The sequence below is a fragment of the Litchfieldia salsa genome (assembly GCF_900104555.1).
Taxonomy (GTDB): Bacteria; Bacillota; Bacilli; order Bacillales; family Bacillaceae_L; genus Litchfieldia; species Litchfieldia salsa.
In genome coordinates this window covers 1-11080 of record NZ_FNJU01000015.1, presented here as the reverse complement: position 1 = coordinate 11080, position 11080 = coordinate 1, and the positions used below count along the sequence as shown (strand labels likewise).

Genomic DNA, 11080 nt, shown 5'->3' with positions numbered 1-11080 from the left:
TCAGGTTCAGACTCAGATTGCATTCACTAGCACGGTTCCTGTCCGAAGCCTGGTCAGGTTCAGACTCAGATTGCATTCACTAGTATAAATCCTGTCTGAAGCCTGGTCAGGTTCAGACTCGGTTACATTCATATTCACGCTTCCTGTCCGAACTCACGCAAGGTTCAGACTCGCTTGCATTCACAATCACGATTCCTGTCCGAACTCACACCAGGTTCAGACTCGCATAGATTCACAGCCATGATTCTTGTCCGAAGACAGGTGAGGTTCAGACTCCCTGTACAAGAATTAAAAGAAAAAGCCATAAAAAAAAGACAGAATGAAATCCCATTCTATCTTCGTTCCTCTAAACTCAAGGATATTAATGATTCACTTTTTGGATTAAATAATAAAATCACCCTAACAACGAAGCTCCCGTCATCGTTTTGAACCTTTAATTCAAACGTATCTTTTGTTTGTGTCTCTGAAATATCTTCTCTACCTTTGTAATCAATATTACTTACATTATGTTCAGGATAATTTAATTTAACAATATTGCCTGCCATTTCACTCCACTTTTCATTAGCTTTAGCTTCTTTTTCTGGTTCAGCACTAGCAAACGTACTCATCAATGTGAAAGCCAATAGGCTGCAAAAAGCTGTAATCAAGCATGATTTCAGAATAAATTTCACTCCCAAAATAAATTCCTCCTTCGGTAAAAATGGGCTATTGCTATCATGCCCACCTATGTGAAATATTACTTCAATTTAATTCAATATTTTTTAGCTTATTGGCTTGGTCAGCAATGAGTAACCCTACCGCTTTGTTTCTCTTCCATTCTTCAGGAAAAACCTTCAAAGGTAAGCTTGTTTCGTTTACATCATACCCTATTTCAATCGTAAAGGCTGGTCGTTTATAATAGGTGATAAACCAGTCTGTTAACCCCCCACCTACTGCGGTTTTAGGTGGCTTTGCTAACTTATATCTCGTAAGATTTGTTAGCTTTTTTGCAATAGCTCGATCACGCTTTACGACTCTCTTATCATTTTTATATGACCAATAAATGACTCTCCCAGAGGAATGATATGCAACTGATATTAAAGGATTTTCTTTTAATATAAATCTCGTCAATGCTTTAACCTCAACAGCCTCTAAAGGTGCTGTCCCTTTGTAATAATGAAATGATGCATATGGCGTATCTCCATTTATTGCTTTCCAGCCTGCAGGATATTGACGATTTAAATCAATTCCAATCCCATTTGCCTTCCATCTCTTAAAATTCAGATCATTCTCATTCATTTCCATTAAAAGTTGCTGATGTCCTAGAGGGACTGAATCTAACCCCTTTTGTTGAATCTCAACACCATCAGGATTGAGCATGGGGACAAACCAAATTGAAACCTCATCCAAAATTTTTGGATTGTAATGCCCTACATTAGCCTCTTTATTGTAGGCGTCAGCATAAGTTTCAATCATTTTCATAATCAAACTAGTTGTTAACCACTCACGTCCATGATGTGAACCTACAAATAAAACCTGCTTTTTTCCTTTTCCAAGATGTAAGGCAGGAATCTCTTTTCCAAAGGTCGATTTGCCAATACTGATGACCTCAATTAAATCTTTATTTTTAACTGATAATAATGAAAGATCCTTCATCATTTCTTCATATGTATATACAACCTCTGGCTCAACAATACCTCTTTTTGCCGCTCCCACTTGGCTTGTCATAAAAAGAATAAAAACAAGAAACATCATTAACATTTTTCTAAGCATTTCTAACACTCCATAGTAACTTTTGTGTTATTGTTTACGATATTTTTAAAATTACAATGGTAATTTAGGGAATGCCTATAATGTAGACGTGACCAATATTTACAGTGAGAAAATCTAAGCTAACTTCACACACTATAATCAACTCCTAAAAAAGGAGGCAGGTAGTGATGAATACAGCAGATTATGATAAGGCACTGTACTATACACATCGATCACAGTGGGATAACTTATTGATACTAATGGTACGAACTAAGGATGACTTCCTTTCGAAGAAAATCGAGCATTTCCTACATGCATATAATTTCGAAAAAGACTATTCCGTTATCGAACGAGAACTATACTCTTTGTTAAGATATATCGATCATGCCTCACATGATTTTGATGATGAAGAATTAACGGCATTACTTTAAATAAAAGGAAGGGATTTTCATCCCTTCCTTTCATGCTGTTTATAAAGATAAACGGTTTTAAATTAAACGGAAAGAATCCTCTTAAGTATGAAATAGCACGGAAAATAGAACGAATAGACGGAGAAATTCCTACTATTAATCCCCAACCAAGCTTAAATGCCTAAATTTGCTTTAAATAACAGGAAGACCTCCGTTTATATTCACCTAACTAACTCTTTTCTGAAGTTTAACCGGAAAATATCCGGTTATTATTGTAAGTTGAGGGTCTAATAACCTGAGCCCAGCTTCCCCTTTCAATTTGGGGTTCAATATCAACCATTTCTTTACATACACAATAAAAGGAAGGGATTCTCATCCCTTCCTTCAGAGTGTAGACAAAGTATATTTTGTAAAACCCAGGCTGATTGAAAACGCTTGAAGTCGAGGCGCGAACCCTTGGGAGGAGCGGAGTTACCCTGAGGGTAATGAGCACCGAGCGAGGGTTCGCAACGAAGAATGCGAGCGTTTTCAATCAGCCTGAAGAAGGGATTCTCATCCCTTCCTTTATTATTACACTTGTGCCTTTAATAATTCTTGTATTTGATCCATAACATCTTTTGAAATCGAAGTTAACACGTCTTCACTATTTTGTAGAGAGTTGCCCTTAACTCCGAAGTAGAATTTAACTTTTGGTTCAGTTCCTGACGGACGAAGACAGAACCATGAACCATCTTCAAGGAAATACTTTAATACGTTTGATTTTGGTAAATCAATAACAACTTTCTCATCTTGTAAAACATTCACTCTTTCACTTGCTTGATAATCTTCAATTGTTACTATTTTACGACCTGCAACTTCTGTAGGAGGGGTACTTCTAAAGCTTGCAAGAATGTTATTGATTTGCTCAGCACCTTCTTTTCCTTTTAAAGTCAAGGACTCTAGGCCTTCCTTATAATAGCCATATTCATCAAAAATGGAAAGCAATGCATCATATAATGACATTCCCTTTTTCTTATAATATGCTGCTACTTCAACTGCGAATAAGACAGCTTGAACTGCATCCTTATCACGTGCAAAGTCTGCAATTAAATATCCGTAACTCTCTTCATATCCAAATTGGAATTCGTATTGTCCTGTTTGTTCATATTCCTTAATCTTTTCACCAATAAATTTGAACCCGGTTAATGTATCGATTGTATCTAAGCCGAATGACTTTGCAATTTCTCTTCCGATCTCTGAAGTAACGATTGTTTTAAGCACAACACCATTAGCTGGAAGAATGCCTTTTTCCTTCTTTTGGGATAATAAATAATGTAAAAGGATTGCTCCTGTTTGATTTCCTGTTAACACAACATATTCATCTTGGTCATTTTTCACAGCAACGCCTAATCTGTCAGCATCTGGATCAGTTGCAATTAGAAGATCTCCGCCAACTTTTAGCCCATCACGAATCGCTAATTCAAATGCAGCATGTTCTTCTGGGTTTGGTGATTTCACTGTTGAGAAATTAGGATCTGGTAGTTCCTGCTCCTTTACAACCGTAATATTCTTATATCCTAATGCTTCTAATCCTTTTCTAACTGGTTTATTCGCTGTTCCGTGTAATGGAGTAAATACAATATTTAAATCCACTTCACTTGAAAGTGAAGGATTGATTGAGATTGTCTTTAATTTCTCAGTATAAGCACTGTCAATTTCTTCACCAATCATTTTAATTAGTCCTGCAGTTTTTAACGATTGTTCGTCATCCACTTGGATTAAAAGTTCGTTCTCAATTTCATTTACTTTAGCAATTACAGCATCTGCTTCAAGTGGTGGTAATTGCCCACCGTCAGATCCATACACTTTATAGCCATTATACTCTGGTGGATTGTGGCTAGCTGTTACTACAATTCCGGAGAATGCATGTAAGTGTCTGACTGCAAATGATAACTCAGGTGTTGGACGTAGTTCATTAAATACGTAAGTTTGTATTCCGTGTGTCGCTAATGTTTTAGCAGCTTCCATTGCAAACTCTGGAGACTTATGACGCGAATCATAGGCAATAACTACACCTTGCTTCTTTGCTTCTTCTCCAGCAGCCCCAATATACCTAGCCAACCCTTCTGAAGCTTTGCGAACAGTATACAGGTTCATACGGTTTGTTCCAGGTCCGATTTCCCCTCTCATTCCACCAGTACCAAATTCAAGGTTTTTATAGAAACAATCCTCAAGCTCTTTTGGATTATCTTTCTTTTCTTGTAATAATTTTTTTATTTCATCATCTAAGTTTGATGTATTTTGCCATAAATCATATTTTTCTAACCAGCTCATCTTGTTCCTCCTAGTTATGTAGTAATATTACTATCCTTCCTTATTCTCCATATTTTGTACGAATCCTGCAACTAAATTCCGTAACTTTATGACAAGTTCTATTTTTTAAATCCCTATTTCTCGTGAACATTGTTGTTAATTAAACATATTAGTCGATTGAATGTTTGTAAACTTTACACTTCAGCAAGAAAAGCCAGAAAAAGTGATGATTATCACCTTCTCTGACTTTAATATGAAATGATTTTATTGTTTATAATTTATTTTGTAAATATCATGTCTGCGATCTTTAAGTTGACGAACAGTACCAGATTGACGTTGTCTCCTTAATACTTCTAAATCAACATCCCCAATCACAACCATTTCCAAATTAGGACTACATTCTCCTACAATTCCATCACGTGCAAATTCAAAGTCTGAAGGTGCAAAAATCGCTGATTGTGCATATTGGATATCCATATTTTCTGTTTGAGGAAGATTTCCGACAGTCCCTGCAATAACAGTATATATTTGATTTTCTACAGCTCTTGCCTGGGCGCAATATCTAACTCGTAGATAACCTTGTCGATCTTCTGTACAAAATGGAGTGAAAATAATTTTAGCACCTTGATCACTTGCGATTCTAGCAAGTTCTGGGAATTCAATATCATAGCAAATTTGGATGGCAATTCTACCACAGTCGGTATCAAAGACACGTACCTTATCACCACGACTTATGCCCCACCATTTTCGTTCATTTGGTGTAATATGTAGTTTATATTGTTTCTCAATCGTCCCATCTCTTCTGAATAAATAAGCAATATTATAAATCTTATCTTCTTCCTCAACAAAATGAGAACCACCGATAATATTCACATTGTATCTTACAGCTAGGTCTGTAAATAACTGAATATAATCTTCAGTGAACTCTGTGACTCGTTGGATTGCCTTGCTTGGTGATTTCTCATCAAGGAAAGACATTAACTGAGTTGTGAAGATTTCTGGGAAAACTGCAAAATCACTTCCTGCGTCTGATGCAACATCTGTGTAATATTCCACTTGCTTTGCGAACTCTTCAAATGAGTCAATCTTCCTCATTTCATATTGAACGACACAGATTCTAACTGGAAATGCCGTCTTATACTGCTGTTTTGTTTTCCCAATATAATCGATATTATTCCATTCCATTAGCGTCGCATATTGATTGGATTGAAAATCATCTGGCAGATAATTAGGGTTAATCCTCATTAGCGTAAACCCATTCATTAGCTGGAAAGATAAGACCGGATCATATATTTTATGAAGCATTACCTGCTGAACATATTCTCTAGGTGATAATTCCTCTGAATGCTTATGAAAGTTAGGAATCCGTCCACCAATAATAATGCTTTTCAGATTATATCTTCGAGCTAAATCTTTACGTGCTTCATATAATCGATTACCAATTTTCATTCCACGGTATTCTGGATGCACCATGACTTCAATTCCATAAAGATTATATCCGTCCGGATTATGATTTGTAATGTAACCTTCGTCTGTAATGTCATCCCAAGTATGCTTATCATCATATTCATCAAAATTCACAATTAGGCTTGAACATGATCCTATAATTTCCCCATCAAACTCTGCACATATTTGGCCATCAGGGAAATGATCTAAATGACTGACTAATTGTTCCTTTTTCCATGGTTCCATTCCCTTAAAGCAATTCTCTTGTAAGTTAATAATTTCATCAATATCTCTATGCTCTATATTACGAATGATCATTTTCTTTTCAAATTTAGATAAGTCAATTTTTTCAGACAAGAATTCTTCCCCCTACTATTTCGCTCTATTAAAGTTGGTTCTACCCTTAATAATAACCCTATAAACACTAATTATGATAATTAAATTAAACTTTTTATAAAAACTTATTAAAAGAACCGTTCAATTTGTTGTACTATATGAATGTATGCTTTATTATATCTAACAAATACACTAGTAAAAGGGTTGTTCATTAGTGTTAAGAGGAGTCAGATGTTGAATGCCCAAGAAAGCTGAAAATAAGCTAGAAACATATCAATTTGTTGCATTTGGAGCAGCATTAATCGCTACTTTAGGAAGTCTTTATTTTTCCGAGATTTTGTTATATATTCCATGTGAGCTTTGCTGGTACCAGAGAATCTTTATGTATCCTCAAGTGATTATTTTGGGCATTAGCATTGTGAAAAAGAATTATGAAATCAGCTCATATACGTTCGTACTCTCTCTGATAGGTGCTCTTATCTCTTTCTATCACTATTTGATTCAAAAGGTCTCTTTTTTGGGAGACAATTCAATTTCATGTGGAATTGTTCCTTGCACTGGTGAGTATATAAACTGGTTTGGTTTCATAACAATTCCTTTTCTAGCATTGATTGCATTTTTAACAATGATCATTTGTAGCTATTTAATCATGAAAAAACTGAAAGAAGGTAACTAATTTTGAAGAAAATTATTATTTTTGTCTCCATTATCGTCGTATTATTTGGAGGATTAGCTTTTGCTACTAGCTATGCAAACAAGAAGGCAGCTGAAGGTAATCCATATGGTAAAGCTAAATTAAATCCCGCTACAACAAAACAGCTAGATGATCCAAATTATCAAAATCAAATCTTACCTGAAGAATTAGAAGAGAGCTTAAAGAATAATGAAACTCTAACTGTTTATTTCTATAGTCCAACATGCGCCTATTGCCAACAAACAACACCTATCCTAGTTCCATTAGTAGATGATTTAGGTGTTGATGTGAAAAAGCTCAACCTACTTGAATTTGAAGATGGCTGGCAGGACTTTGCAATTAATTCGACACCTACTTTAATCCATTATGAAAATGGAAAAGAGGTTAAAAGAATTGAAGGGTTACAAACTGAAGAAACGTTTAGAGAATGGTTTAGTGATATCGAATCGAAAGAATAAGCAAAAAGAGGCTATCCCTTTGGGAGCCTCTTTTTTGCTATCGCTTATGCTAAGTATAAATTAGTAGGTTTCGAATATTTACTAATAACGTCATTTCTTAAGTTTGAAAATTGATTTAATGTAAATGGAAAAGAATAGCCATACTCATTTAATATAGATACATTTTTGCTAAAAATATCTTCATGGGTACTTTCAATCATTTCATACTGTACGGTTTCCATGACCGCAATCAAGGCTTGTAAACTTGATATGAGCTGGAACGCCTCTTTCATTGTTCCATTGTAATGAAGTTCGTCTTCTCTTGGAACTAAGACATGAATTGCTTCCATTTGGATAATGTACTCATCAGAGAAATGCAAAGGGAATATCTCAGAATAAATGTATTGGATTAATTCCTCGATATAATTTTCTTGTTCTGGAGTAGAAGCGCATACTATTTTCACCCTATAACCACCTTACTGTCTTTTCAACCATTTTTTCTAGTTATAGAATAACATATTGACAAACTCAATTGATAAGGTAAGTCTTTCCTCTATAATCATTTCCTTCTAGCACATTCTTTCGGTATAATTAGTTCACTATGAATTTGAAAGGGGTTCGCCGTTGAAAACAGAGAGAAAAGGGCAATGGCTACATATTGCTATTCCAAGTGATTGGATAGGACTTCAAGTTGAACACATTTTAAGACATATTTTACACATTCCTAAACCACTTCTACATGAACTTCGTATGAGTAAAGGTGTGAAAGTAAATAATGATATACAATCATGGGTAACTGCCCTTGCCAAAGGGGACACCATCCAAATTCAACTATTTATTGATGAAGAGTATGGAGTAGTTCCAGAGTACAAGGACATTTCTATCCTTTATGAGGACGACCATATTCTAATTGTGAATAAACCTGCTGGTATGGATACACACCCAACAACAGTAGGGCAAGTTGGTACCCTTGCAAATGCTGTAGCTTTTCATTATCAAGTACAAGGAGTACAAACAAAAGTAAGACATGTTCACCGCCTTGATCGGGATACTACTGGAGCAATCCTATTCGCGAAAGAGCGACTTTCTTCAGCTCTATTAGATCATCTACTTGAGAAAAGGGAAATAAAACGAACATATTATGCATTAGTACATGGAATCATTAAACAAAAGACCGGAAAAATCGATGAACCAATCGGGCGTGATCGACATCATCCAACGAGAAGACGTGTCTCACAAACTGGGCAACAAGCAAGAACTAAATATAAGGTTGTTACCAAGCTAATAGATGAACAAATGACATTAATTGAACTTGAGCTTGATACTGGAAGAACTCATCAAATTCGTGTTCATATGAGCCATTTGGGTTATCCATTAGTTGGAGATGTACTATACGGAGGTAAGCCTATTTTCTACAGACAGGCACTGCATGCAAAGAGGCTGCGCCTTGTACATCCGATAACTGAAGAATTACTACAAATAGAAGCACCTTATTTAGACATACCAGCCATTTTCCCTGATAATTCATAGGATTGATGAAGAGACTTTAAACTAGAATTTTCGTGAATGTGCAAATACGGAGAATTTGGTGCATATATAGAAAAAGTTGTGCAAATATAGTTGAATCTTGTGCATATATCAAAAACCTTGTGCAAATATGATTGAATCTTGTGCATATATCGAAAAAGTTGTGTAATATCGTTGAATCGTGTGCATATATCGAAAATCTTGTTCATATCCAGACTTCATAGCGCCATAAACTGGCATTTAACACAAAAAAGAGGATGTCCCCTATAGTGCCTTGCACTAATCTCTTGGACATCCTCTATTATCATTATATATTCTTTATTATTTTACTATCTTCTTTTAGTTTCTCAATCAACACTTGAATTTCCTGTTGCTGTTTTTGCTGTTCGATTGTTTGTTTAATTTGCTCCTTGACTTCTTCCAGAGCTGGTAATTCTTCTTCACTTTGCTCCCCATACATATCATACATTTCTTGAATCTCTTCATCAGTAACAGTTTGCTCATTAATATTTGACGCAATATATTGATTAATTTTCATTTCTTTCGCAATTTGTTCTTCTAGCTCTTCTAGCGTTAAATTATTCGTTGCCAGCGCTTCTGTAAATTGATCCTCAGTTTCAAATTGGCCTTTTAATTCCGATAAGCTTGCCTCTACCTCTTCAGGTTTAGCAACCAATTCTTCTTTATCTGCAGCCTGTTGAAGTAACTCATTATTGATTAATTGCTCTAATGCCTGTTCTTCAATCAATTTATTTTGTTCTTCACCTAAACTTTCAAGATCAATTCCCTGCTGAGTATATGTTAATTTGAATTGTTCTAAGGCTGTATTAAACTCAGTTTGGGATATGTTTTTTCCATTCACACTTGCAACTACTTCTTTCTGGTCATTGGACTCTTTATTCGTAGACTTATCTGTAGCCTCTTCCCCATTATTCCCGCAGCCAGTTAGAACCAAGATTAAGACCAAAACCAATAGAGTAGCTTTTCTTTTTAGATGTAACATTTAACCTCTCCCTTATGTAAAGAATAATGATTATTTTAACATAGCCAGTACTTCTCCGCTTTAAAAATTGAATTTTGTCATACAACTGTATTATTAATCATAGATTGACATACTATTGAGTGAATACCCCTTCTATAACTTACTATAATTCGTTATGATATAAATGACTTGAAGTTAAATATTATCGTTTGAATATCCTGTTGACTTTTTTAAAATAGTCGTAGGAGAGGAGTTCCAATTTTGCAGGACATATTTTTATATCTTACTCTAGGTTTAGGGATAGGGATATTATCTGGTTTCTTCGGAATCGGTGGAGGATTTATTCTTACTCCGGTCCTATTGTTACTTTCTTTCAATCCAGTCATCGCAATTGCTACAAGTCTTCTATATACAATTGCTACTTCCCTTTCCGGTGCTTTTGCTCATTATAGACTCAAACAGATAAAATGGAAACCAGCCTTAATGATTGGTATGAGCGGTGTGGTAGCAACTCAAATTGCGCATCCCTTTGTGATCTTACTAGAAGACTTACATGTTGAGGATACTGTTGTTCCTTTAATGTATATTGTTTTGATCAGTTATTTTTCTTTCACCTTATTATGGAACCCTAAAAAAGGGAAAAATTTGGTGAGAAACGATAGCAAGAGTAAACCCCACCTAATATTCAAAGCAATTATGATCGGATTATTCGCAGGATTTATTTCAACTACATTAGGAGTTGGTGGTGGGTTTATTATCGTACCTTTAACACTAAGCATCCTTTCTTTCTCTCCGAAAGAGGCTGTTGGAACTAGTTTATTTAGTGTTTTTATGATCGTGTTAGCAGGGTTCACTTCTTATGCATTTACAACACCCTTAAACTATGAGATAAGTGGGATCCTAACCATCGGGGCCATTATAGGAGGACAATTAGGAGCACTCTCTACTAAAGGATATCCCAACAAACAAATCCAACACTTTCTCGCAGGCTTATATATTGCAACTGGTTTAAGTTTAATTCTCAAACTATTTAACCTCGACACTTTAGGATTCTTATTACTCTCTATCTACTGTATTTTTTTACTGATCCATTTTCTAATTCATTCTTTACGGATATGGATGTTTATGAAAAAGAAAAGCAAGTTTCATAAGGAAAAGCGCAAGCGCCTTGTTTAGCCCCGACAGGCATAAGGCAAAGCACGTAGGAAATCTTGTTTTCCGTAGT

The 11080-nt window shown here is 35.4% G+C and carries 11 protein-coding genes; 5 read left to right on the top strand and 6 right to left on the bottom strand.

The annotated features are described in order from the left end of the window. Positions 1-332: 332 nt before the first annotated feature. Together BLQ56_RS19880 and BLQ56_RS19875 are read right to left on the bottom strand one after the other, a co-directional pair. Complete coding sequence (locus BLQ56_RS19880) at positions 333-671, bottom strand: DUF3889 domain-containing protein (protein ID WP_238457332.1); 339 nt, start codon at positions 669-671, stop codon at positions 333-335. Between the two features lie 70 nt (positions 672-741). Next, the gene (locus tag BLQ56_RS19875) at positions 742-1752 is read right to left on the bottom strand and encodes a M14 family zinc carboxypeptidase (protein ID WP_090858697.1); all 1011 of its coding nucleotides are present in this window, start codon (positions 1750-1752) and stop codon (positions 742-744) included. Between the two features lie 167 nt (positions 1753-1919). On the opposite strand from BLQ56_RS19875, the gene BLQ56_RS19870 reads away from it, so the two are divergent. Further along, positions 1920-2162 (top strand): YhdB family protein, encoded by a 243-nt coding sequence (locus BLQ56_RS19870; protein WP_090858694.1) that lies wholly within the window; start codon positions 1920-1922, stop codon positions 2160-2162. A gap of 549 nt (positions 2163-2711) precedes the next feature. On the opposite strand, the gene BLQ56_RS19865 is transcribed toward BLQ56_RS19870, so the two are convergent. Then, entirely contained in the window at positions 2712-4454 is a 1743-nt protein-coding gene (locus BLQ56_RS19865) for a phospho-sugar mutase (RefSeq protein ID WP_090858691.1), read from the bottom strand. A 243-nt stretch (positions 4455-4697) separates the two neighbouring features. Further along, positions 4698-6236: a bifunctional GNAT family N-acetyltransferase/carbon-nitrogen hydrolase family protein gene (locus BLQ56_RS19860; protein WP_090858688.1), complete on the bottom strand. Its 1539-nt coding sequence runs from the start codon at positions 6234-6236 to the stop codon at positions 4698-4700. Between the two features lie 217 nt (positions 6237-6453). On the opposite strand from BLQ56_RS19860, the gene BLQ56_RS19855 reads away from it, so the two are divergent. After that, positions 6454-6891, top strand: coding sequence for a disulfide oxidoreductase (locus BLQ56_RS19855; protein WP_090858685.1), 438 nt, complete (start codon positions 6454-6456; stop codon positions 6889-6891). 2 nt (positions 6892-6893) lie between these two features. Next, positions 6894-7367, top strand: coding sequence for a thioredoxin family protein (locus BLQ56_RS19850; protein WP_090858682.1), 474 nt, complete (start codon positions 6894-6896; stop codon positions 7365-7367). Between the two features lie 44 nt (positions 7368-7411). Here BLQ56_RS19850 and BLQ56_RS19845 read toward each other — a convergent pair whose 3' ends face one another. Further along, the gene (locus tag BLQ56_RS19845) at positions 7412-7810 is read right to left on the bottom strand and encodes a DUF5365 family protein (protein ID WP_090858679.1); all 399 of its coding nucleotides are present in this window, start codon (positions 7808-7810) and stop codon (positions 7412-7414) included. 160 nt (positions 7811-7970) lie between these two features. Here BLQ56_RS19845 and BLQ56_RS19840 point away from each other — a divergent pair, with 160 nt between their 5' ends. Continuing rightward, positions 7971-8876, top strand: a complete 906-nt coding sequence (locus tag BLQ56_RS19840; protein WP_090858675.1) for an RluA family pseudouridine synthase — start codon at positions 7971-7973, stop codon at positions 8874-8876. 304 nt (positions 8877-9180) lie between these two features. Here BLQ56_RS19840 and BLQ56_RS19835 read toward each other — a convergent pair whose 3' ends face one another. Next, positions 9181-9876 (bottom strand): SurA N-terminal domain-containing protein, encoded by a 696-nt coding sequence (locus tag BLQ56_RS19835; RefSeq protein ID WP_090858672.1) that lies wholly within the window; start codon positions 9874-9876, stop codon positions 9181-9183. 240 nt (positions 9877-10116) lie between these two features. Between BLQ56_RS19835 and BLQ56_RS19830 the strand changes: the two genes are divergently transcribed. Continuing rightward, on the top strand, positions 10117-11031 hold the full coding sequence (locus BLQ56_RS19830; RefSeq protein ID WP_090858669.1) for a sulfite exporter TauE/SafE family protein: 915 nt from the start codon (positions 10117-10119) through the stop codon (positions 11029-11031). Positions 11032-11080 lie beyond the last annotated feature (49 nt).

Bases quoted from the DNA above. Each gene is read 5' to 3' on its own strand.
- BLQ56_RS19835 (WP_090858672.1), bottom strand. From the start codon at position 9,876: ATGTTACATCTAAAAAGAAAAGCTACTCTATTGGTTTTGGTCTTAATC.
- BLQ56_RS19855 (WP_090858685.1), top strand. From the start codon at position 6,454: ATGCCCAAGAAAGCTGAAAATAAGCTAGAAACATATCAATTTGTTGCA.
- BLQ56_RS19865 (WP_090858691.1), bottom strand. From the start codon at position 4,454: ATGAGCTGGTTAGAAAAATATGATTTATGGCAAAATACATCAAACTTA.
- BLQ56_RS19870 (WP_090858694.1), top strand. From the start codon at position 1,920: ATGAATACAGCAGATTATGATAAGGCACTGTACTATACACATCGATCA.
- BLQ56_RS19875 (WP_090858697.1), bottom strand. From the start codon at position 1,752: ATGCTTAGAAAAATGTTAATGATGTTTCTTGTTTTTATTCTTTTTATG.